At 58.7% G+C, this 23340-nt stretch carries 20 protein-coding genes; 13 read left to right on the top strand and 7 right to left on the bottom strand.

Annotated features, from left to right (window positions below):
- Window positions 1–173 precede the first annotated feature (173 nt).
- The 3 genes from RMQ97_RS08025 (at window position 174) to RMQ97_RS08015 (ending at window position 4377) form a co-directional block, all read left to right on the top strand.
- Window positions 174–995: a sterol desaturase family protein gene (locus RMQ97_RS08025; RefSeq protein WP_413660338.1), complete on the top strand. Its 822-nt coding sequence runs from the start codon at window positions 174–176 to the stop codon at window positions 993–995.
- A gap of 173 nt (window positions 996–1168) precedes the next feature.
- Complete coding sequence (locus RMQ97_RS08020) at window positions 1169–2962, top strand: DUF1800 domain-containing protein (RefSeq protein WP_413660337.1); 1794 nt, start codon at window positions 1169–1171, stop codon at window positions 2960–2962.
- Window positions 2963–2976: 14 nt separating this feature from the next.
- Complete coding sequence (locus RMQ97_RS08015; RefSeq protein ID WP_413660336.1) at window positions 2977–4377, top strand: DUF1501 domain-containing protein; 1401 nt, start codon at window positions 2977–2979, stop codon at window positions 4375–4377.
- Between the two features lie 54 nt (window positions 4378–4431).
- Here the strand turns inward: RMQ97_RS08015 and RMQ97_RS08010 are convergent, their stop codons facing one another.
- Window positions 4432–5238, bottom strand: coding sequence for a DUF2306 domain-containing protein (locus RMQ97_RS08010; protein WP_413660335.1), 807 nt, complete (start codon window positions 5236–5238; stop codon window positions 4432–4434).
- A gap of 120 nt (window positions 5239–5358) precedes the next feature.
- Between RMQ97_RS08010 and RMQ97_RS08005 the strand changes: the two genes are divergently transcribed.
- Window positions 5359–6444: a helix-turn-helix domain-containing protein gene (locus RMQ97_RS08005; RefSeq protein WP_413660334.1), complete on the top strand. Its 1086-nt coding sequence runs from the start codon at window positions 5359–5361 to the stop codon at window positions 6442–6444.
- A gap of 36 nt (window positions 6445–6480) precedes the next feature.
- Here the strand turns inward: RMQ97_RS08005 and RMQ97_RS08000 are convergent, their stop codons facing one another.
- The gene (locus RMQ97_RS08000) at window positions 6481–6804 is read right to left on the bottom strand and encodes a hypothetical protein (protein ID WP_413660333.1); all 324 of its coding nucleotides are present in this window, start codon (window positions 6802–6804) and stop codon (window positions 6481–6483) included.
- A 107-nt stretch (window positions 6805–6911) separates the two neighbouring features.
- Between RMQ97_RS08000 and RMQ97_RS07995 the strand changes: the two genes are divergently transcribed.
- The 3 genes from RMQ97_RS07995 (at window position 6912) to RMQ97_RS07985 (ending at window position 9545) form a co-directional block, all read left to right on the top strand.
- A complete protein-coding gene (locus RMQ97_RS07995; protein WP_413660332.1) occupies window positions 6912–7496 on the top strand; it encodes a hypothetical protein in 585 nt (194 codons plus the stop codon).
- 316 nt (window positions 7497–7812) lie between these two features.
- Complete coding sequence (locus RMQ97_RS07990) at window positions 7813–8769, top strand: sensor histidine kinase (RefSeq protein WP_413660331.1); 957 nt, start codon at window positions 7813–7815, stop codon at window positions 8767–8769.
- Window positions 8766–9545, top strand: coding sequence for a LytR/AlgR family response regulator transcription factor (locus RMQ97_RS07985; RefSeq protein ID WP_413660330.1), 780 nt, complete (start codon window positions 8766–8768; stop codon window positions 9543–9545). Before RMQ97_RS07990 ends, RMQ97_RS07985 begins: the two co-directional genes overlap by 4 nt.
- Window positions 9546–9554: 9 nt before the next feature.
- Here the strand turns inward: RMQ97_RS07985 and RMQ97_RS07980 are convergent, their stop codons facing one another.
- Together RMQ97_RS07980 and RMQ97_RS07975 are read right to left on the bottom strand one after the other, a co-directional pair.
- Window positions 9555–10646, bottom strand: coding sequence for an FG-GAP repeat domain-containing protein (locus RMQ97_RS07980; protein WP_413660329.1), 1092 nt, complete (start codon window positions 10644–10646; stop codon window positions 9555–9557).
- Window positions 10647–10783: 137 nt separating this feature from the next.
- On the bottom strand, window positions 10784–12172 hold the full coding sequence (locus RMQ97_RS07975) for a serine hydrolase domain-containing protein (RefSeq protein WP_413660328.1): 1389 nt from the start codon (window positions 12170–12172) through the stop codon (window positions 10784–10786).
- A 276-nt stretch (window positions 12173–12448) separates the two neighbouring features.
- On the opposite strand from RMQ97_RS07975, the gene RMQ97_RS07970 reads away from it, so the two are divergent.
- The 4 genes from RMQ97_RS07970 to RMQ97_RS07955 all read left to right on the top strand — a co-directional run bounded on the left by RMQ97_RS07970 (window position 12449) and on the right by RMQ97_RS07955 (window position 18022).
- Window positions 12449–13462 (top strand): AraC family transcriptional regulator ligand-binding domain-containing protein, encoded by a 1014-nt coding sequence (locus tag RMQ97_RS07970; protein ID WP_413660327.1) that lies wholly within the window; start codon window positions 12449–12451, stop codon window positions 13460–13462.
- 99 nt (window positions 13463–13561) lie between these two features.
- Window positions 13562–14860, top strand: a complete 1299-nt coding sequence (locus RMQ97_RS07965) for a DUF4345 family protein (RefSeq protein ID WP_413660326.1) — start codon at window positions 13562–13564, stop codon at window positions 14858–14860.
- Window positions 14861–15000: 140 nt separating this feature from the next.
- Entirely contained in the window at window positions 15001–16605 is a 1605-nt protein-coding gene (locus RMQ97_RS07960; protein ID WP_413660325.1) for a cation:proton antiporter, read from the top strand.
- A 481-nt stretch (window positions 16606–17086) separates the two neighbouring features.
- On the top strand, window positions 17087–18022 hold the full coding sequence (locus tag RMQ97_RS07955; RefSeq protein WP_413660324.1) for an alpha/beta hydrolase: 936 nt from the start codon (window positions 17087–17089) through the stop codon (window positions 18020–18022).
- Window positions 18023–18127: 105 nt separating this feature from the next.
- Here RMQ97_RS07955 and RMQ97_RS07950 read toward each other — a convergent pair whose 3' ends face one another.
- The gene (locus RMQ97_RS07950; RefSeq protein ID WP_413660323.1) at window positions 18128–19180 is read right to left on the bottom strand and encodes a hypothetical protein; all 1053 of its coding nucleotides are present in this window, start codon (window positions 19178–19180) and stop codon (window positions 18128–18130) included.
- A 41-nt stretch (window positions 19181–19221) separates the two neighbouring features.
- The gene (locus tag RMQ97_RS07945) at window positions 19222–19449 is read right to left on the bottom strand and encodes a hypothetical protein (protein WP_413660322.1); all 228 of its coding nucleotides are present in this window, start codon (window positions 19447–19449) and stop codon (window positions 19222–19224) included.
- Window positions 19450–19694: 245 nt separating this feature from the next.
- Between RMQ97_RS07945 and RMQ97_RS07940 the strand changes: the two genes are divergently transcribed.
- Both RMQ97_RS07940 and RMQ97_RS07935 read left to right on the top strand, forming a co-directional pair.
- On the top strand, window positions 19695–20672 hold the full coding sequence (locus tag RMQ97_RS07940; protein WP_413660321.1) for a prolyl hydroxylase family protein: 978 nt from the start codon (window positions 19695–19697) through the stop codon (window positions 20670–20672).
- A gap of 219 nt (window positions 20673–20891) precedes the next feature.
- A complete protein-coding gene (locus RMQ97_RS07935; RefSeq protein ID WP_413660320.1) occupies window positions 20892–22172 on the top strand; it encodes a JmjC domain-containing protein in 1281 nt (426 codons plus the stop codon).
- A gap of 34 nt (window positions 22173–22206) precedes the next feature.
- Here the strand turns inward: RMQ97_RS07935 and RMQ97_RS07930 are convergent, their stop codons facing one another.
- A complete protein-coding gene (locus tag RMQ97_RS07930) occupies window positions 22207–23307 on the bottom strand; it encodes a DUF6624 domain-containing protein (RefSeq protein WP_413660319.1) in 1101 nt (366 codons plus the stop codon).
- Window positions 23308–23340 lie beyond the last annotated feature (33 nt).

The raw sequence follows: 23340 nt of genomic DNA, 5'->3' as shown, positions 1-23340 counted from the left end.
GCAAGCTAGAAGACCGACTGATCGGCATGACGGATGGGCCAACCAAGCCTGCCGGCCCGATCCGTATCTCGCCGGACAGCTCCGAACCCCTCGTGGATCCGGATGCGGGCCGGCTTTTTTCAGGTTGGCGGAGTTTAACCGACACGATGTGTCAGAACCTGTTGGACAAATTCATGCCCGAAACCTCGCCGGATCTGTGGCACGCGCTTCAGCGCCTGCCAATGGTCATCCCTGATCTCTTCGTCAGCGATCTCCTGCGTTATGTGTTGGCGATTGCCGCCTTTTATCTTGTTTGCCGTGTGGTGTTCCGCCGTTCGACGCAAGCGAGGAAGATCCGGACCGACAGTCCGGGGTGGGCGCAGAAACGCCGCGAGATTCGCGCATCCCTGCGTTCGATCCTGGTCTTCACCCTCGCGGGCAGTGTCACCATGGTGTCCATTTTCATGGGCACGACGCAGCTTTATGTGGGCGCGGGCGATCTGGGCTGGATCTGGTTTGCGGTCTCGATCGGTTTGATGATCGTGTTGCACGATGCCTGGTTCTATTGGACGCATCGTCTGATCCATCATCCCCGACTCTTTCGACGTTTTCACCGCGAGCACCACAAGTCCAGTAATCCCAGCCCCTGGACGGCCTATGCCTTCAATCTGGGAGAGGCGGCGATCAATGCGCTGTTTGTGCCGATCATTCTGCACCTGATGCCGGTATCCATTCTCGCGGCGACGATCTGGTCGATGCATCAGATCCTGCGCAATGTGGTAGGGCATTCCGGATATGAGCTTTTCCCGGCCACGCGGGCTGGAAAACCGATGTTCGACTGGATGACCACAGTCACCCATCATGACCTGCATCATGCGCAGGCGGGGTATAATTACGGCCTGTATTTCACCTGGTGGGACCGGCTGATGGGAACGGAACATCCCGATTATCATGCCCGTTTTCAAAAGGTTGTCGATCACGGACGATCGGTTGAGACGACCGAGTTTGCAGAATAGTTTCGGCGGCCCAGATGTTTGCGTGCAATCGCTGAATATGCAGCGGACGGGCGGTATTGAGGCGAATTCGCCTCAATTTCTGCCCGTTTTTGCCTCAAATTCTTGTCGGGCCTGTAATGACTGATCGACGGATTTAGCCCCATACTGCGTTCATCCGGTGTCAGGAGGGTCTTATGTCGCATGTTTTCCGGTCAGGGTTTATAGCCTCATGCCTGGTGCTCGCCGCCTGTTCGGGCGGTGGCCCGTCCGATCCCGCTCCCTCGGATCCGCCAGCGCCCCCGCCCCCTCCCAGCTCGGCGGCGATCTCACCCTCTTTCGAGACAACTAGTTCCACAGCGCGCTTTCTCGCCAAGGCCGGGTTCGGGGCCCGTGCGGCCGATATCAATCGCCTGACCGGGACAGAGGCTTCGGACTGGGTTCTTGACCAGTTCAATACAGAGCCCAGCCTGATTACACCGGGCATGCGCGCCTATCATGGCGGACTGATCGCGGACCGGGACCAGCCAGCTGCCGGTCTAGTTTATGGTCTCGCGCCGACCTTGACGTGGTGGACGAATGCCATCCACGGCGAGGACCAGCTGCGCCAGCGTGTCGCTTTCGCCCTGTCACAAATCCTGGTGACCTCGCGCCGTGACCCGGTGCTCGATTTTCATCCTGAGGCCATGGCCTATTACATGGATGTGCTGAACGAGAACGCGTTTGGCAATTACCGCGACCTGCTCGAAGACGTGACCTATTCTCCGGCCATGGGGGTTTATCTCACCTATCGGGGCAATCAGAAGGCGGACCCGGAAACGGGTCGCATGCCCGACGAGAACTATGCGCGCGAGATCCTGCAATTATTCACGGTGGGCCTGGTGGAACTCAATCCCGATGGCACGCCGGTCGTATCGGGCGGACAGGCGCGTGAGCTTTTCGACAATGACGACATCACGGGGCTGGCGCGCGTCTTCACCGGTCTGAACTTGGAATTCAACAGAGATGAGGAGCGTTCCTATTATGACCGCCCCATGCAGGTTTACCCCTATAATCACTCTGAACAGGCCAAGAGCTTTCTGGGGTTGACGATTCCGGCGAACACTCCGGCGGAGGAGAGTATTGATCAGGCCCTTGATCACATCATGGCTCACCCCAATGTCGGCCCCTTCGTTTCGCGCCAATTGATCCAGCGACTGGTGACCAGCAATCCCGATGTCGATTATGTTGAGCGGGTATCGCGCGCCTTTGACACGGGCCAGTTCACCCTGCCCAACGGGGTTCGGGTCGGCGATGGTCGCAAGGGCGATATGCAGGCCACGATTTCGGCCATCTTGTTCGATCCCGATGCCGAGCCCGACAATGCGCTGGGCCGCAATGATTTTGGCAAGATCCGCGAACCGGTCCTGCGCTTTATCCACTGGGCACGTGCCTTCGAGGTCAATGCGCGGCAGCCCGAACTGGTCTGGGATATCTGGGATACGAGCTCCCCGGAATCCCTGTCCCAAGGACCTTTCCTCTCGCCCTCGGTCTTCAACTTCTATCGACCGGGTTATGTGCCGCCTCGCACCGAGGCCGGTGATCGCGGCATGACGGTTCCGGAGATGCAGATCGTCAACGCCACCTCCACGGTCGGTTATGTGAACTTCATGACCTATTTTGTCGCCCGGCGTGAGGGCGAGTGGGGTCATCAGGAGATGATCGACTTTATCGGGCAGGGATATCCGGTTGATGAAACGGCGGCGCCGCGCGCCTATGTGGCGGGCTACGAGACCGAGATGGCGCTCGCACATGCCCCGGAGGATCTGGCTGACCACCTCAATGCCTTGCTGGTGGAGGGGCAGATGACCAATACAACTCGGCAGATCGTGATCGATGCCGTGAACAATATTCCGCTGGACGATCCCAATGATCAGGATGCCCGGCGATATCGGGTGGAGATGGCGGTGATGATCACCATGACCTCCACCGACTATTTGGTTCAGCGTTAGGGAAGGGGCCTGCCATGCCTATCAATCGTCGCCATCTTCTCACCGGTATGGGAGCCGGCCTGCTGGCTACCGGAACGCCGGGTGTGTTCACCGCTCATGCCGCCCAGATCTCGGGTTACAAGGCGCTGGTCTGCCTGTTCCTGTTTGGCGGAATGGACAGTCATGACGTGATCCTGCCCTATGACACGGCGTCTTATGACGGGTTTGCTGATATTCGCCAGACCTTGTTGGCCGAACAGGGCGCGTCCCGGGCGCGGGAGAATCTGTTGAGCCTGAACGCGGCTCTGCCCGGTAATAATGCCGGCCGTCAGCTGGCCCTGCCGCCGGAAATGCCCCGCCTGAAACAATTATTCGACCAGGGCAATGCAGCCGTGATCGGCAATGTCGGTCCGCTGATTGAGCCGACCACACTGTCCGATATCGAAGCCGATCGGGCGCGTCTGCCTCGACGGCTCTACTCGCACAATGATCAGCAATCGACCTGGATGGCGGGCGCTCCGGAAGGCGCGCAGTTTGGATGGGGCGGTTTGTTTGCCGATGCGATGATCGCGGCAGGTGCCAATTTGGACGCTGATTTCACCTCGATCACCGCGACCGAAGCGAGCACCTTCCTCGTGGGACGCGACGCCAACCCCTATCGCATTAGTAGTGAAGGGGCTCCGGAAGTCGAGCTGCTGGAGCGTGTGGGCTATAGCCGCGGCTCCCCGGAGGGCGACCGCTTGTTCACTCTCCTGGACACCTATTTTCGGGGTCACAGCCAGAACCATGCCCATATCCTGCAACGCGATCTGGGGGGTGTTATGGGTCAGGGCTATCAGAATAATCAGCGCTTTTCGGAGGCGTTTGAGCGCTCAGAAGGAAGTTTCAACACCCAGTTTCCGCGCGACAATCTGGGCCGCCAATTGCAGTCGGTCGCCAATACGATCGCTATCCGAGGTGAATTGCGGGCAGCGCGCCAAATCTTCTTCGTGGGCATGGGTGGTTTCGACACCCATTCCGGCCAAGCGCAGAGCCTTCCGGCGCACCTGGCAACGATTGATGCAGGTGTGTCCTCATTCTATTCGGCACTCTCTGAGCTGGGGCTGCAAAACGATGTGACCCTGTTCACCGCGTCCGATTTCGGACGCACACTGGCGGTGAACGGGGATGGCACAGACCATGGCTGGGGCGGTCACCAGATTGTGGTCGGCGGCGGTGTGAATGGAGGACTGTATGGCGCCTTCCCGCAGCCTGAACTGGGCCATCAACAGGATGCCGGCGGTGGTCGTCTGATCCCGCAGGTCTCGGTGGAGCAATATGCCAGCACGCTGGGCGGATGGTTTGGTCTCAATTCAGCCGAGCTCGACCGCGCCATGCCGCAGCGCCAGAATTTTGACCTGTCCGGGCTGGATTTCCTCTCGCGGGGCAATGTGTAGACCGCCATCCATTGGCGGCCTCACCCCGCCCGTCTGATCACCCTGCAGGTCTCATCAGCCTGCGGGGACATTGCCTAGGGTCAATTGGACGAGGAAGGCGGTAAAGGCAAAAATCCCGAAAGCCGCCAGGGGTGTCATCAGGATGAACACGCTGGCACTGGCCCAGCGTACGAGCGACGCGGGCGAGCGGTGGGTTCGGAAGAAAAGTTCGGTCAATACCAGCGGAACCAGGAAACAGCCCCAGACCCAGAACTGGAAGAACGGGTTTTCGAAACCGACCTCAAAGCCAAGAGACTGGGCCAAAACGAAAAACCCGAATCCGCCAATACGCAGGAACCATTGCGCGTGTGACACCAGGAAGAGGCGTGTGGCCCAGCGCTCGTGATCGGCAAAACGACGGCGGCGAATGGCATTGAAGGCCAGGACCACAAAACTCAGGATCAGGAGACCGTTCACGCTGGTGCCCAGCTCGGATAGGGAGTCGGGGCGGGGACCGCGAATCCATACCAGGTAGAAACCGGACAGGGAGAGCGCGATCACGGTCAGCATGAACAGGCGGCCATTGAAACGGTGAAACGCGGGATGGTGTTTGCGTACCCAAGGGATGAGCTGCAGGCCACCGATCAATGAAATGAGGCTGGCTCCGATGGCGTGAAACCCGAATGCGACCGTGTCGACAGGCTGTCCGGATATGACGGGCGGCACCTGCAGCAGGACATTGGCATTCCATGCAAGCAGGTCTCCCGCCAGGGCCGGCAGGGTGTAGAAGACGGTGAGAAAGATGAAAAAGGCCAGCTGCCCCAGGATGACCACGCCCAGTAATGTACCGGCGGCGTAATCGACCACACTTGTGCGTGTCATGACTCTCCTGCTCCGTCGCGCACTTGCTGCGCAGACGGTCCTGTGATTGTGATTCAGACTGTCAGTCTCGCAGGATAGGGAGACGCTCGGGTGGTCACCATGATCGGAGGTCCCAATCACATGACATCTGGTATCACCGTTGGTGCAGACGGGCTGGCAGGCTCTGTTTCGGTCGAACTTGTCCGCGCGCTCCTCGAATTTGCGGCTGCATTAGAGCAGGATCGCATGTCTGGCCAGGATCAGACGGTGTGGCTGGATACATGCGGGCTGGGGGATGTGGACCTGTGGGACCGGGATGCACGATTGCCGATGGCCGCTTTTGCGCGTCTTTTGAGACATGTCATCTCCCAGACCGGGCGTCCGGGCCTTGTGGTCGAGTTTGCGGCTCATGCGGATTTCTCCGAGGTTTCGATTGCGGGCCTGATCGCCAATGCGTCTGAAACCATGCTCGATGCGCTCATGCAGTTGAACCGCTACAGCCGTCTGACGATCGAAACCCCGTTCCAGGGCGAGATGCCCCTGAGATTTGAGCGGGGGCGGACCTCCGACTGGATTATCGACCAGCGCCTTATCAGTGCCTCTATGCCCGAGATCGTCGAACTGGCCTTTTCCTATCTGATCACGGGACCCAGACGTTTTTTGCCACAGTCCCACATTGTTTCGGTGGAACTGGCCGGACCACAGCCGGCTCATTCTGAGGTCTATGATCGCATATGGGCCTGTCCGGTGCGCTATAACACGGGGCGCAACGCCCTGGAGCTTGAGCGCTGGGTCGCTGACCATGTCGTCCGTCTGCAGCCGGCCTATGCCTTCGGCATTCTCACAGAACATGCCGATCGCATGCTGGAGCGGTTGCGTGCGGACCAGTCCTTTAGCGCTCAGGTGGAGGCGTTGATCATGCCGCGCCTTCACACCGGAGAGGTGGGCGCCGACTGGGTGGCGGGGCAGCTCAACCTCTCCCGCCAATCTCTGTATCGGCGTTTGCGCGAGGAGGGCCAACGGTTCGAGGATCTTCTCGATCGATTGCGCCACACCCTCGCGCGCGCTTATCTGAGCGCCGGACAGGTCAGTGTTTCGGAGACTGCCTACCTGCTGGGTTATTCCGAACCCAGCCCGTTTTCACGTGCGTTCAAACGCTGGGAAGGCGTCTCGCCCCGCCAGTATCAAGTCCAAAATCAGAGTCCGACAGGCGGACCGCCTGGCTAGACGGTGCCGACCGGCCACAGCCCGGTGTGTTGCGGTCTATTCGCAGCCACGGTCTTCGATCAGGGACTTTATGTGTTCATTGCGGGCGATCAGGGCCTCTGTCTCTGTGCGCACCGTGTCCGAGAGGTCCAGCAAGAGGGGCGAGGCGATCATCCAGCCGGCATTATTGACCATGCTGGCCTGACGCTCCCCGGCAAGCTCGGCAATCCGGTAGACATTATTGTCGTATTCGCCGCGCAAATGAGTGCACGAGAGCTGGGCATCGAGAACACCGGTCTCGGCAATTGGATGCGCCACACGTCCGCCACAGGCTGACAGTACGACCATCATGGCCAGCATGAAAATATGCGTAGTTTTCATAGTCTTCCCCCAAGAAATTCGATTGCCAGACTTACCGGCTTGTGCTTGAAAATCAACGGCACGTTGTTGGTGCGTATGTTACATTTTTTGAATTATCTGGGGGACTTATGAAAAAGCTTCTTGTTGCCATGGCGGCACTGAGTGTGGCGGCCTGTGCGTCTGCATCCAATCCGGGCGCAATGGTTGCGCCGATCACCGAGCAGAACGTGATTTCCGAAACATCTGCCCTGCACCAAAACGTGGTGGTGGGTGATGTGACAGGTGGTCAGCAGACCAATCCGATGTGGACCTCCCAGGTCTCCAGCGAAGATTTTGCTGAAGCTTTGCGTCAGACATTTGCCGCCCACGCCATGCTGGCGACAGACACGGGTGAGTATCGTCTCGAAGCTCAGCTCGTTGAGCTGAAACAGCCGCTGGCCGGTTTGAACATGACTGTCACGTCGCGCGTCAGCTACACACTCTTCAACGTCGAGACAGACGAAATTGTCTTCGAAGAGATCATCGAGGAAGAATATACGGCCCAGATGTCTGCCGCCTTTGTCGGTGTCGAGCGCCTGCGCCTGGCCAATGAAGGTTCGATCCGTGAAAACATCGGCTCGCTGATCAACAACCTCGTGGGTACGATGGGCGACGACATGTCTGGCGCCACCATGGATGCCCCGGTTCAGTCGAACGAGACCGGCGTCAACTAATCCCGACGACAATGTGTGAGCGCGGGCGAGGTCTCTCGTCCGCGCTTGTCGTTTCAGGTTCGGGTCGGATGGTCGGGACAAGGCGGTGCGGGACCTGTCCGGACCGACCGTGCGACGAAGCCTACGGATATCACGATGAAAACGCGATGTCCGGCGCTCCGTCCTGTTCTATACTTGCGCCATGAACGGGGTTGTCGCCAGACTTTACAGTCACATTTCCAGGCAGGGTGCGTCGAGCACTCTCTTGATTGGCGTGGGGCTCGCCGCGCTTGTGTTAATAGCCCATGCGCTGATCGTTGTGCCCCTCCGTTTTGCCGTGGCCGACGCGCCATACCGGAATTTTTTCGGTCTGGGCGTCACAACTGTATTGCAGCTGGCGGTGATGCTGCTGTGCGCCCATCTGCTGGGGCGGAGCGGGCCGGGCCGATTGTCCGGATTTCTCGCTCTGCAGATACCGCTGGTCCTTGCAGCGTTTCTGATTGAAGGGGTGGATACGGTTCAATTCTATGAACGCTTCAATGTGCCCTATAATCGTCTCGCCTGGTCATCGTTTCTGGGACATGGCCTGCGTCTCTACATGGTGTTCCTGGTCTGGAGTTCATTACTCTGTGTCGTGATGGCGCTCGTCTTGCTCGAGCGGCAAAAACGACAACTCGCGGAGGCACAAACTCTGGCGCGATCGGCTGAACTGGCCGCCCTTCGCTATCAACTCCAGCCGCACTTTCTGTTCAACACCTTGTCGACCCTGCATGCTCTCATTGATGAAGGGCAAGGTGATGCCGCGCGGTCGATGGTCGAGACCTTGGCCCATGTGCTGCGTAGAGTCCTGTCTGATGCCGACCGCGATTTCGCACCCGTGAACCAGGAAATAGCGTTTCTTCAGGATTATCTGTTTTTGGAGCATCACCGGTTCGGAGAGCGGCTTCAGGTGGAGTTCGAGATCTCTCCCGAACTGGAAAGCCTGGATGTTCCGCGGCTTTTGCTCCAGCCCCTGGTGGAGAACGCCATCAAGCATGGACGACCCCGCGATGGCGAACCCCTGCGAATCCGGATTTGGGCCCACAGTGAAGCCGACCGGGCGATCCTGACTGTGACAGACAATGGCCCAGGGCTTGGAGAGGCCTCGGCGTCTGGAGTGGGGGTTCGAAATGTTGCGGACAGACTTGAGCGTGTTTATGGGAAGGCGGCGTCCTTCGCGCTTCGGGATGCAGACCCATCCGGTGTGTGTGCGCGCATCGAATTGCCGCTGCAGCGGCCGGAGATCGGGCGTTGAGAGTTCTGATTTGCGAAGATGAGCCCGTCACGGCGGCGCGGATCGAACGGCTCACGCGGGCGCAGGCCGGCGTGGTGGATGTTCAGCTCGCCCACACCGGTGCCATGGCGCAATCGGCATTGGAGCGGGGCGAGACCGACATGGCCCTGCTGGACATAAACCTGCCGGACATGAGCGGGTTTGATGTGGCCCGAAATGCACTGGAGCGCGGCTGCGCGGTGGTTTTCATAACAGCCTATGACATGCACGCCGTTCGCGCCTTTGAGATCGGCGCCATCGACTATTTGCTCAAACCGGTCGAGCGCGCGCGGTTTGACGCCATGTTTCAGCGGGTTCGGGAGCGCGCGGACTTGCCGCGTGATGTGCTGGACATGGCGGATATGGAACGGCTTGTGCGGCATCTGCGCGATCAGCGCCGCGCAGGACACTATGTCCATGATTTCTGGATCAAGGATCGCGAACGCCGAGTGCGTGTGCCCGTCGAAAGCATTCTTTATATTGAGGCGTCCCGAGACTATGCCATCCTGCATACACCAAACAGGCAACACATGATCCGGCGCACCATGTCCGATCTCGAGCGTCAGCTCGACCCGTCCGTGCTCTTGCGCATACACCGAAGCTATTTCGTCAATCTAAGTACTGTGGACACACTCCTGACACAGGACGGTCGCCCTGATGGTGTGCGTCTGGCGATGGGCCAGACCGTTCCTGTCGGCCCGGCCTATCAAGCCGCTGTGCGTCTGGCTTTGCGTGATGATCGGACGCACAGTGGCTAGCGGACCGCGTCAGTCCTGCGAGTCTGGAGTCCGCAGGGCAAGAACCGCATCGAGCGAGCGGACACCGGCCACATAGATGTATTCACCTCCTGGCAGCACTTCGGTATCGAGGGCATCGAGCTCCGAGCCCGCCAGTTCTCGACCTTCTGTGAAATGACCGCTGCCATCATTGATGAGTGTGCGAACGCCTCCGCCAAAGGAGGCTGCCAGAATGCCGTCTAGATCGCCATCGACGTCCAGATCGACAAAATCGATATCAAGTGAATGGACAGTTCTGGCTGGCAGTGCGCCAGGCAAGGGGGTGAATTGGCCTGAACCGTCATTCAGCAGGACGCGGTCCGGTGCTCCAGACGGGCTCTGGGTCCGAAAACCGACATTGGCGAAATAGAGGTCCAGATCACCATCACCGTCGAGATCGCCAAAATCAGCTTCACGGGTTTCTTCCAGCTCGGGCAGCGTTCCAAAAGGGAGGGCCGCCGCCGTGAATACGCCATGGCCATTATTCATCAGAAGACGGTTGGGACCTTCGCTGGCAATGACCAGATCCAGATCTCCATCTGCGTCCACATCACCGGCTTCGATGTCCTGCACGGCATGGGGGTTATTGGGATGAGCTTCGCGCCGTATCTCGAAATGACCGGTTCCATCATTGATGAGAAACACGACAGGGCCGGAATCGCCAAAGACAAGGTCCGTATCGCCGTCGGCATCCAGATCGACGGCGATCACCGTGTTGGATCGCGCTTGAAAGTCAAACCGGTCAAAGGCGGGGAAGAGCCCGGCCTCACCCCGATTGAAATAGATGTGCTGGGTGAACGTGTCTTCGTTGGCAAAGACAACATCCAGTCGGCCGTCTCCGTCCAGGTCGGCGATCGCAATGTCTTCGCTGTCCGACCCGTCTTCGATGAAGGCCAGGCTGGGTGCAGGCACCCAGTCTGACCCGGCTTGGACAAGGATCTGGTTGGTCCCGCCCTCAACAGCCCGTATGACGTCAAGCTGGCCATCGCCGGTCAGGTCTGCGAGCGCGATGTCCATGGTGCGCGTCTCGGTCCCCTCGACGGGTGTGATCAGGAACAGGCTGGCGATGAGAATGGCGGACATGAAAACCCCCGGTCTGGCAATGATGGATGACGCATCAACCTGCCATGGTGGGCGCGGTGTCGCGATGACATTGCGACAAAGCCTGTTTGGTCGTGACATGCCGGTTAGGCGTGCGCCATGCCTGAGCCTTGCATCGCCTAAACCCTCGGGAACACATAGAACAGGCTAAGCCGAATGATCGCCAGTGCGAGACCGCTGGCCGACCCGGCGATCAGCAAAATGACCATGTCCGGCTGGTAGAGTCCCAGCGTGCCCAGAGGCGTGCCAAACAGTTGCGGCAGCAGGACCAGAAAGATCCAGCTCATCGCTGTTGTGACGAGGAGTGGAAACCACAGGCTGAACAGGCCGGAGAAACCGGATTTCGCGCGCAAGCCCTTGCGCAGGAACCAGGCTCCCGCAATCGCGGCCAAAAAGAAGACCGGCAAGGCCATCAGCATCAGGAAAAACAATTGGGTGGCCAGCTGAGTTTGGATCGGTTGGTAGTCTTCGCCCAGGCCCAGCGTGCTGATGCCCCACAAGAGATCGGCCGTCAGGCCAAACCCCATCCCACTATTGGTGTTCACGAGCACGACGGCGCCGCGCTGATCGGCGGGCGAGAGGATTGCCACGGCTTCCGAACCGGGCACCAGGCCCGTGTGATAGGCGCGTCCGGTCTGCGCATCGATAAACCAGCCCAGCCCGTAAAACGGTGAGGCCTCACTCGCGGGTTGCAGCATCAGGGCCTTGTTGTCGGCGCGGATCAGATCATCCTCGCCATTGAGCATGATCTCCAGATAGCGGGCGACATCGGATGCGCTGGCCATCACGCCTCCCGCGGCGGCCATGCCATCCGACAGTCCGCCTTCAGGCACGGCACGTTTGCCGGTGAACCAGGGTGTGTGTCCGATCGCCACATCGCGCGCATCCTCGCCCGCAATGATGAAGCTCTGGCTCATGCCGGCGGGAGCGAGGATCTCATTTTGAATATAGACCGGGAATTCGAGACCGCTGAGGGTTTCGATGAGACGGCCGAGGATCGCATAATTCGCGTTCGAGTATTGCCAGTGCTGGCCGCTGGGAAGGGCAGGGCGAGTGCGAGCCAGCTGGCCGACGAGATCGTGCTCATTCCCGGTATGGGCCTGATTGCCCTGGAAGGTGGAGTATCCGCTGGTATGGCTCAGCAATTGCCGGATTGTGATCGCGCTGCCGGGCTGATCCTGGAAAACCTCGAGATGGGCGGAGATCCTGTCATCCAGATCCAGATGTCCGGCCTCAACCAGCTGGATGACGGCCAGGGCCGTGAGGCTTTTCGAGATCGAGCCCAGGGGGAAGGGCGTGTCCGGTGTGATGGCGATATCTCCGCCAAGACGGGTCACGCCACGCGCTCCGACCGTCGAGCCGTTTGCGTCGATAATCGCATAGGCCAGGCCTGGTGCGCCCGAGGCCGGCAGGGCCTGGTCGATCAGGACATCGATCTGGTCTGTCCGGTCGTGGCTTTGCGCGGTGGCCGCCGAGGTCAGCACCAACGAGAAAAGAACGGCGATCATTTTCCACATGGGGCAGGCCTTTCGGAAACCGGTTTTGAGCCAGCAGGCTGTGTGCGTGATTAAGACGGGAGGTCTGGGGTGTACGGGGCTCTTGGAGACACACAGTCCTACAGCCCGGCGCGGTATTCAACGCAGGGATTGTCAGCCGGGGCATCCCGTCTTGTGTCCCGGTGCGCCTGTCCGCGCGTGATGCGCCTTTTTGCGCCCCTTGACGGAACAGCGCCGGATCGCGGATCACTGGGGGCGCACCCGGTGTGGCAGGGCAAGAAACGAGTCATGGATCATATCTCAACATTGTTTATCCAGAAGCTCGTCACACTGGTCAGCTCCACGTCATCTCATGCGGACAGGGATTGGCTCATCCCCACGGGCTTGGCCCCCGGTGACCCGGGCGCCTGGCCAGGCATGATTGCGGCCGAGGCCTTCTTCGAGCTTCTTGAACAGCTTGCACAGCACCGGCCGGACGGGCGCGGTCTGGGCGTGCGGCTGGGGCGATTGATGCGGTGTGATGATTATGGATCCTTTGGTCTGGCGTTTAAATCGGCCCCCGACCTTCTGGGCTCTTTCAGACGCGTGGAAAGGTACGGCCAGGTGGTAACCAATGTCGCCAATTACCGCGTTGAACCGGGCGCAACAGCCACATTCATGGCCATTGATCCGGGGCGCGACACACGCCTGGGCCAAAGAATGACCAATGAGCTGGCGGTCGCGGCCGGTGTGGGTTTGTGCCGGGAGGTCAGCTGCGAGCCGTTTACTCCAAGCGCTGTGTGTTTTTCACACGAACGTCCGGGGACACTGGACATCTTTGAACAACATTTTCAGTGCCCTCTTCATTTTGGCGCGGATCGCGATGGATTCGAGATCGCAAAACAGGATCTGCAAGTCGGCAATCGCCTGGGGGATCAGGGGTTGGCACGGTTTTTCGATGCGCATCTGGATCGTGAACTCGCGGAGTTTGTCGTCGAGACCGGTCTAGACCACGAAGTGTGCTTGGAAATCTCGCGCGCGCTCAGCGAAGGTGTTCCCTCGATTGGTGAAGTGGCCGCGCGACTGGGCATGAGCGCACGCACGCTGCAACGCCGCCTCGCACAGGACGGCCATGTCTATCAGGATCTTGTGGAAACGACACGCCGCCGTCTTGCAGAGCGCCTTCTGCGCCAGACCGATTACGCTCTCGCGGAGATTGCCTTCCTGACCGGCTATTCCGAGCAGAGCACGTTTACACGGGCGTTCAAGCGTTTGAGCGGTCAAACTCCGGCCCGGTATCGGCGTGAAGGAGTGACTCTCTAGAATTGGCACGCTCGGCCAAAGCTCTGTCGTACGGGGCCAAGACCACTCACTCGGACAAGCGCTATCCCATCCGTGTCTTGAACACGATGGAGATCGGCCATGCCTTCCTCACCCATTTTTGTCACAGGCGCGACCGGCAAGACCGGCTCGCGCATCACATCCCGCCTCAAAGCGCGCGGCTATGACGTCCGCGAGGGCTCGCGCTCCGGGGTGATCCCCTTCGACTGGGATCAACCCGCCACCTGGCCTGCGGCACTCGCCCGTGTGAGCGCGGTCTATATCTGCTTCCAGCCCGATTATGCCTTTCCCGGCGCGCTGGACACTTTGGCGGCCTTTGCACAGGCGCTGGCCGGGGCGGGGATTGACCGTATCGTCATGCTGACAGGTCGCGGCGAACCCGCTGCGCTCAAGGCTGAGGCGATCATGAGACGGATATGCCCGAGCGCCACCATCCTGCGATCTGCCTGGTTCGCACAGAATTTCTCGGAGGGGTCCCTGCGCGATGCGGTGATGTCGGGTATGGTGCCCATGCCCGGAGGCGATATTCGCGAACCGGTCATCGATGTGGAGGATCTGGCGGATGTCGCTGTCGCCGCTCTGATTGAGGATCACCACGCCAGCCAGATCTATGAACTGACCGGGCCGCGCCTTCTGGGTTTTGATGAGATCGCCGCCATCCTGGGTGATGCCATCGGTCATCCCGTGCGCCATGTGGCGATCACGTTCGAGGCTTTCCATGCTGAGCTCGAACGCGCGGCGGGCAGGACCTTTGCCGATATTGTCACGGAGATTGCCCGCGAGACGTTTGATGGCCGCAATGCCCATGTGACAGGTGGTGTCGAGCGGGCTCTGGGACGTCCACCTTGTGATTTCACCGATTTTGCCAAGCGTGAAGCAGAGGCTGGTGCCTGGCGGGAGACACAAGCGGACCCGGCTCCCGATCCCGCGGCTAGCCCGACACCCACCTCACATCTCATGACTGAAAAGGACACGACCATGACACCCAGCCTGTATCAAAAAGTCATCCTTGGACTGGGCGGGGTGACCGCCCTGGTTATCGGTGCCGCAATCACACTGTTTCCCGCAGAATTTTATGCCAGTTACGGTATCACGCTGGATGCCGAACCTAATCTGATGAGCGAGTTGCGGGCGCCCGGCGCCAATCTGGCCGCACTGGGCGGTCTTATGCTGGGGGGTGTTGCAAGGGCGCGCTGGTTCGCCGCCGCCCGTATGATCGCCCTGACGGTCTTTTTTGCCTTTGCCGCGGGACGACTGGTGAGCTGGGTGCTCGACGGCATGCCGGACAGCAATGTCCTAATCGCACTTGGGATCGAACTCGCCATCGGCGTGATGGTTATGGCGGCCGCCGGGCGGGGACGTCACAGGCCGGTGCAGTAACGTGGCCATCTTCGATCCACACCAGAGACAACTGCTGATGACACACCTCAACAGGAGGGTGGGTGAACCGGTCGCATTCACATTCAGCCCGCGGCGCGACATGATGGTCACGGGCAGGGATCAAGCATCAGGGACTGACGATGGAATTCCAGTGGATCGCGATCGCCTTGGGCGATGTGGTGTGGATCGGTTTGGCCTTTGTGCTGGGCCTCTTGGCCCGGTTTGCCGGGTTGCCGCCACTCGTGGGGTTCCTGGTCGCCGGATTTTTGCTGAATGGTCTGGGCATCGCCAGCGGTGAAACGCTTGAAGGCCTGTCTGATCTGGGCATCACGCTTCTTTTGTTTACCGTCGGGCTGAAGCTCAACCTGCGCACCCTGGCCCGTCCGCAGGTCTGGGGCGTGACCACGCTGCACACGGCCCTGGTTGTGGTGGTGTTCGGATTTGCGATTTACGCCTTGGCCCTTCTCGGCCTGCCGCTTCTCAGCGATCTGGACCTGCCCCAGGCCATCCTCATCGCCTTTGCCCTGAGCTTTTCCAGCACGGTGTTTGTCGTCAAGGCGCTCGAGGAGCGCGGCGAGATGACCTCCATGCATGGTCGCATCGCGATCGGCATTCTGGTCATGCAGGATATCGCGGCGGTGATTTTCCTGGCGGCATCGACTGGTTCCCTGCCATCACCCTGGGCTGTGCTGGTACTGTTGCTGATCCCGCTGCGACCGGTCCTGCACGCCTTGCTGGTGCGGGTGGGTCATGGGGAGTTGCTGGTCCTGTTCGGGTTTCTTCTGGCGATCGGTGGCGCGGAAGTGTTCGAACTTGTCCAGCTCAAGGGTGATCTGGGCGCGCTCATCATCGGCGTGCTGATCGCCAATCACCCCAAGGCCGACGAGCTGGCCAAGACCATGCTCTCCTTCAAGGACCTGTTTCTGCTCGGCTTCTTTCTCTCCATCGGGCTGGCCGGCCAGCCGAGCTGGGAGGCGGTCATTATGGGGGTCGCGCTCACCCCGTTTGTCCTGGTCAAGTCGACACTGTTTTTTGCCCTGCTCACCCGGTTCAAGCTGAGGGCTCGCACCAGCCTGCTCGCTTCACTGAACCTGACCAATTACAGCGAATTTGGTTTGATCGTCGCGACGATCGGCGTGGCCAATGGGCTGCTCGATCCGCAATGGCTGATCATACTGGCCATAGCGACCGCCTTGTCCTTTGTGCTCGCCGCCGGACTGGGGCGTTTCGCCCAGCCGCTCTACACCCAGTATCGGGCGCGCTGGAAACAGCTGCAGCGCCACGATCTGATTGCCGATGATGAGGCGCTTGATATCGGGGGGGCCAAGGTCGCCGTCATCGGCATGGGCGGGCTGGGCAGTGGTGCGTATGACAAGATGCGCGAAGCGCGCGGGGATGTTGTCGTGGGCATTGATATCGACCCCGTCACCTGCACCAATCAGTGTGAGGATGGTCGCCATGTCCTGCATGGTGACCCCACCGATGCGGATTTCTGGGACCGGATCCAGGCGGCGCACACGCTGGAGCTTGTCTTGCTGGCCCTGCCCAGGGTGAGCACGACACTCGCTGTGATCGCCCACCTGCGACGATCAGCGTTTGAGGGTGAGATTGCGGCCATCGCGAAGTTCGAGGACGAAGAGGCCGCCCTTCAGGAGGCCGGCGCCACGACCGTGTTCAACATCTATACCGAAGCCGGTGCGGGATTTGCCGGACATGTCATGGCCCGGCGCCAGGGCGATCAGTGAGGCGAGCGCTTCCATGGCGCTTTGGCGTGACACTCAGTCCTTCGCGCGCTGGGCGCGGCGTTTCATGACTACAAGAACGAGCGCGATCAGTGAGGCGAACACAGCCCACACAATCGCAATGACAATGCTCAAAGGCAGGACGGTTCCCAGCAAGGAGGGCCAGTGCCCGTCACAAATTCCATGTACAACGTATAGAGGATTAGGATGAGCTCGAACGCGCCCACGCCCCACCCGATTTGTCGGCGGTTGAACTGACAGACGGGCCAAGGGTGTCTCTGCACGGCCCGACGCCCCATCGCCTGATACTCTTTACACTGGCAGCCCCCTTGGTGATCCGGCGTGTTCCGGTGAGTGCTGAATCCGAGTTGCGAATGACGGTGGAGTGCGGCAGGTTTGCCTAAACGTCACTTCGTGATCAAACCGGACAAGGCGACAAAAGAAACCCAAATAGTCAATCCATAGCAAGAAAGAAGACGGTGCCATGAGTAAACAGTTCAAACCCGGTAAGAACGCCGTTGAATTTGACAGCGACGGGCATAAAATTTCGGCTCACTTATTCCTTCCGGATGACTATGACCCAGGCAAGACCTACCCGGCTGTAACCGTGACCCCACCCGTTACCGGAGTCAAAGAACAGACAGGCGGTATTTATGCGAAAGCCTTGTCAGAACGAGGCTTCGCGACATTGGTCTTCGATCCGCGCGGATGGGGCGAAAGCGAAGGAAAAACCGGCTATCTCATTCCGGAATGGTTTGTGAGAGACGTGCGCAATGCTGTCGACTTCCTTCGCACGCTTGACGTGACCGACACGAATAATGTGTTCAATGCCGGGGTCTGCATGGGGTCTGGCTGGGCGATGTACGAGACCGCTTTTGACACCCGTATCAACGCTGTCGCGATGATCAGTCCCTACTTCATCGAACTCGATACACCGCTGAGCGTGCTGGGCGCTGAGGGCTATCGCAATTTGGTTGTTAAGGCGCTGACTGATGCGGCGCAGGTGCGCTTCGATACCGGTGAGGAGGTCTACATCAAGCCCGTCCCGGAGACCGAAGAAGAAATAGCTGCAGCGCCTGAACCTCTTTATGTCGGCATGCGAGACTATTATTTGGCCGGTATGCCGGGTGACACCCCGACGTGGAAAAACCAGGTGGCCGCCAATAGCCAGTACTCGCTCTTTGGTTTTTCTATCTTTAACTATACGAAGCTGTTCGACCCGATCCCCATGTATCTGGCTTATGGTGGCGAAGCGGTCTCCAATCCTGGTGCCATCCGTTTTGCCGACGAGGCTAAGCCCGAAAAGGTCACGGTGATCGAGGGGGCGGGTCATTTCGATCTTTACTGGCGTCCCGAGCATGTTGAGAAAATCTCGAATGAAGTCGCCGAGTTTTTCCAGGCTCACATGCAAGGCGCCTAAGTCCGGGATTTCCAGTTTTTGTAAGGCCTGCCATGAGTTGCGTTTCGAGCAATAGGTTGAGCGTTGCGCCTTCGCCCATCCATTGCTCGCGGCGCGTGCGGTCGATTACGCCGCAGCCACCCGGTGAGTTAACAAGCGCCCGAGAACCGACGCAAAATGCGCCGCTACTTCCGCGGGGTTATGCCCGACCGCTGCACTCCATTGCCCCTCCGGATTACATTCAAGGAAATAGAGGGATCCATCGGACGGCTCGATCAAATCAAAGGTGCCGTAGTGCAGCCCCATGGCCTGCAGGTAACGCGAAGCTGCATCACGAATAGCAGGGTCAGTCGGCACCATCTCGTACTGGGCGCCAAGAAGAATTCGCGGATCGGGTCTCGTTCGGTTCTGGACCATGTCGAGGCGGCGGTACACAAAGGCCCTGTCGCGAAAGGCAATAACGCGGTATTCCCACCCCTCTGTGAGCCACTCTTGGAACATCGCGGGTGTACTCAGGAACTCGTCCTCGTCCGATGCGTCAATTGTGTCCATCCCCAGATCCATTGTTTGAAGTATCCGATAAGAATCTGGCCCTGCATTCAATCGCGGCACATTTCGCGCTGCTATAACTTTCGCAAGGCAGGGGTCATGTCGCGACGCGAACCCCTTGGCGTAAGACTTGCCCGCGAAAAAGCTTGTCTCCGGAATCTCGAATCCGGCCTTTACAGCCTCCGAGAACTGGCGAGGCTTGTGCTCTGCGGCCCATAGCGCTGAGATCGAATGGATGCAGCGGTCATCATAGAGATGCGCAATTCCGCTCAGAAGCTTTCGCCATTCTATTCGACGCACGAACTCAGGAATTGTGGCTTCGGTCCATTCGCTCAGGATCGTGTGTATTTTGAGCCGACACCAAACAAGCGGAGGCTCCGGCATCTCCTCTCCATCGATCTCTAATCGGTAACGACCAGATCGGTCGACGGATAATTCAAACGGTTGCGGGTCTATATGATCGATCAGCCGGACACGAATCCCGTCGCCGTTCAAAGCTTCGCGTACACCAATCAGTTGCCCATCATGGGAGCCGCCGAGAATAAGAATATAGGGATCATGCGGAACCGGCATGCCAGCCAATACCTCTCGTCGAATAGTGCCAAAGCCAAAAAACTTGAGCCAGCGCACGGCTCGGTCGGCGCTGGCTCTCAGAAATCAGGGACGAGCAGTTAGTCGTCGCAGATCGTGTGGTCTCCACCGTCGCTTGGATTCCATTCAGGTGTCCAGGAACCGATTTCCGCAGTAATCGAAGGGTGAGTGTCGCAGTTTGTCGCCCCCGCGACGTTCGCAATTTCATCTGCGCTCAGTTCCGAAATCCGCGTCTCGCGAATCTTGTGTTCTTCATCGGTTAGCGCCGTTACTTCCGATCGTAGAATAAATGGTTTCCGCTCTGTCATGCCTCATTCTCCTATGATATAACCATGAGTAGTGGTGCAAGAACTTGCACATTAAGCGTATCTAGCAGTTAAAAGTTGTCAATCGAATTCGTGCCCCTTAGAGTTATATTCAATAGGGGAACCAAACATATTCGGAATGAGTAATGGCTGCTGCTAATAGACCGGCGTACTTTCATGCCGGCACGAACCCCTCAAGCGAGCTTACCCGTTGTCGCGATGACGCTGCCGCTGGGGATCCCATCGCGATGGCGAATCTTTCCAACTGCCTGGTCAGTGGTGCCGGCCTGCCGGCCAATCTTGACCTCGCCATTGGGCTACAAGTCGAGGCCGCTCGCTTGGGCCGTCGCCAGGCAAAACGAATTCTCGGCTTGTCGGCAATCATCAACTCGTCTGCTTCACAAGATTTCAGCGCTGCTGGAGCAGGGCTGCTTTTAGCGGCCGCGGAGGAAGGCGATCACGTTGCCGCAATGATCGCGCGTGACGCTGAACTCAACGGCGATGTCGAAGACGTGGGGACATCGCGACCCTTGAACGAGCGGGCCTTGAATGAGCTGGAACGTGGCCTCGGCGACGCGATACGCAATCGGGCCGCACCCGTTGTCGAAAACATCACAGATCGTCCTCGCCTACGGCTATCCCCTGGTTTTCTTCACCCCCTTGAGCGAGCCTATTTGATACATCTGTCGTCCCAGTTCTTGTCCGACTCTAGGGTCAGCTCAGGTTCGCAACGTCATCAAAAAATGGAGGATGTTCGGTCGTCTCTCGACTGCCACTACTCCCGCCATCGACAGGATCTGGTTATTCGCGGCACCGTCGAGCGGATTTGTGCGGCCACACAACGACCAGCGACCCATGGCGAGGCTCTTAGTGTTGTGAACTATGGCCCAGGTGGCCAATTTCTCCCGCACCTTGACGCCGAGGCATCATCTCTGGCGCATGGCCCGGGAGACCGCGATCTGCGGACCACAACCTTCATCGCCTATCTCAACGACGATTATGACGGTGGCGAAACAATATTCGTTGGACCTCGCTTGAAAATTCGCGGCAAAGCGGGTGACGCGATCTTCTTCGAAAACCTGGATTGTCAGGGTGAGATCGACACGGAGTCCATGCACGCCGGATCACCGGTTATTCGTGGCAACAAGTGGATCGCCGTCCAATGGTTTCGATCCACCGAGACCCAAGCCAAACCTGTGCCGACAGTTGAGGAAATGCGAGTATGAATGAGACCTCGAATAGAGCCCCCAAGCCAACCGGTCTAATTCGGCGGCGCGGACTGAAACCTCGCAGGTACAATAGGAGGTACCGTCAAATAGAGGCCGCGGTCTGGCCGTGGTCGCCGGACGCGCCGAATGACTGCCTTTCTGATCTTCAGGTTGAGAAACGGGACGGTGAATCAATCACCGTCGTCTTGTGCTCTAATAACTGGGAGGGTGAATAAATTGGATAGCGATTATAGAGACTTGGGGACCAAGTCGAAATCAGATCTGAACCTGCTTGCGCGAGACCTTACTGGCGAAAAACAGCCCGCGACATGGATAGAGGCTGCTTTTGGTATGACGCTTGGCGATTTCGATCAAAACGTTCGAGGATCACGGTTCCTCAAGGGTCGCCTCCCTGACGAAAAATGGCGCGATCTATTTACATGGGAACATTTAAACCTGCTTCTGAACACCTCCGACAGAAGAACATCAATGGTTCATGTAATTCAGCAAGGCGAATATCTGAACAAGTCGAAATATACACGCGAGGTTTCAGGAAATCGGATTGGAGCGATCGCGCCCGATGCCCTCGCGCGGGCGATGCGTGAGGGTCATTCATTGATGCTGCAGCAAGCTCAAGGGTACCACGCTCCGTTCCAAGACCTCGCTGATCAACTAACCCTCGAACTCAGCGAGTTTGTCGGCATAAACGTGTACGTCTCCTGGTGTACCGACAGATGCTTCAACACGCACTGGGACAGTCATGACGTTCTAATTCTCCAGACCGAAGGAGAGAAAGAATGGTCTGTCTTCGAACCGACCAGACAGTTCCCGATGGGAGACGATGTCGAATACTCGGATGATGATGAAAATCTGACGCTCGCCTGGAATGGCACACTGAAAGCCGGCGACGTCTTGTATGTCCCCCGCGGCTGGTGGCATCACGCAAAATCAACCGATGAAGGCTCGATTCATCTAACCTGTGGATTCGAGAACCGCACTGGTGTGGACGCTTTTCGCCATCTGCTGACGCTCGCGACGCAGTCCGAGGAGTTTCGGCGGGATTTGCCACGCCCTGTTATTCCGGCCGATGGCGAGTTCAATACCGAATTCCGGGACCAATTGCGCTCTTTCATAGACACCGCCATAGACAGCAAGTTCATGCGCGATTTCTGGCTCACCCACTTTTCCGACATGCCGCCCCGCCGTCGGCATCACCTCCCGGCGACCATCGACTTCGAGCTCTTCCGGACCGGAAACTACGAACTTCAGATCTCGAGCAGCGCTGCACTCATCTCGCTGGAGAGAGCGGAGGACGAGTTTACGCTCGACATCGGCATAAGACGGTGGGTGTTCGCCAGTGCGGCATACGATCTGATACGTTCCTTCACGGAAGGCCGGAAAGTGGAGTATCGATCAATCTTGGACGCGCCACCGGGGGATCTGACGGCAGAAGACTGCGAGCAACTGGTCTTCGAGCTCCTAAATGAGGGGGTGTTGAACATCACAAAACAATTGTGATTGGCTCATCAGCTATCGGAGCGACCCGTCGCGGCTAACAGCCGCCATATTGACCTCGGATCAATTCAAAATAATCGTCGATTGATCCGAGGCCCACCTCAGAGCGGCGAATATCGACCTCACCTGCAGGCTCCTCAAGCGTATAGGGCACTCTCTCTCCATCCACGCACATATCCTGGGTTCCGTATCGCTGAGGTCGGCCTTCAGTTTCAGCAAGACGGTCATAGAACACCGCATAGCGTTGTTGATCGAACTCACCGCGCAAGGCGAGCGGCTCGATGATGGTCAGGAATGAGCGGCGCGCAGGCAGGTTGTTTCCATGATGGATGATGGCGATCCCCAGCTCCGCAATCGACGGTACATGTTCGAAGATTTGATCGAATCCGAGCTCTTCGAAGACCTCTATGACATAGCGTGTATTCGCGTCATCGATGCGTCCAACGATCGGATTTACGCCCTCCAAGAAGCGCGCTCTGCTTTCGTCATCAACTTCGTTTGCCATCGTGTCCACTAGGAGCCACCTGATCAGTTGATCCTGTCCGCGACGCGCGCCCATTTCCTGAGCAATAGGAGCATACACAAGGTAGATATCGGCGATCTCGCCCGGCACCTCGAGCTCTTCGCTTTCGGCAATCTCGCGTGTCTCGCGATCCAAATCGGATTCACTTGCGACATGCCGACGCGCGAGAGATTCGTAATAGGGCCGCGGAAAGCGGCCGCGCTCCGCAAGTCGCTCGAGACCCGTTAGCAAGATGACCTTGAGATCCGGATCACCGGTAGCGTCCAATATCGCCGCGGCTACTCCGCCAGCGCCTGGGTACTCCTCCAAGCGCGCTGGAAGTCTCGAACGCTCAACGAGCGCGGCATACTCCACGTCATCGCGTGCCCGCAGCGCGGCGCGCCAAGCGTTGAATTGTTCAGTGGAGCTTACTTCGGTCTCCAAATCTTCCAGCATGTCCCTGCGCGCTTCGATTGCCGAAACGCGCATCGCGACAGTTTCAAGCTGAGCGTATCCATCTTCCACGCGTTGCGCAGCAGGATCGAGTTGGGCCGACGTTGCAGCTGCAGCCGCAATAACCGCAAACATGATAAGCGCGGCGCCACGCAGAACGGACATCGACAACACGCGGGACATATGTTTCGCAATCACGCAATCACCTATGGGTCA

The sequence above is a fragment of the Maricaulis sp. D1M11 genome (assembly GCF_047308265.1).
Classification (GTDB): Bacteria; Pseudomonadota; Alphaproteobacteria; order Caulobacterales; family Maricaulaceae; genus Maricaulis.
The sequence above is the reverse complement of the archived record's forward strand: the minus strand, read 5'-3'. Positions and strand labels throughout refer to the sequence as shown.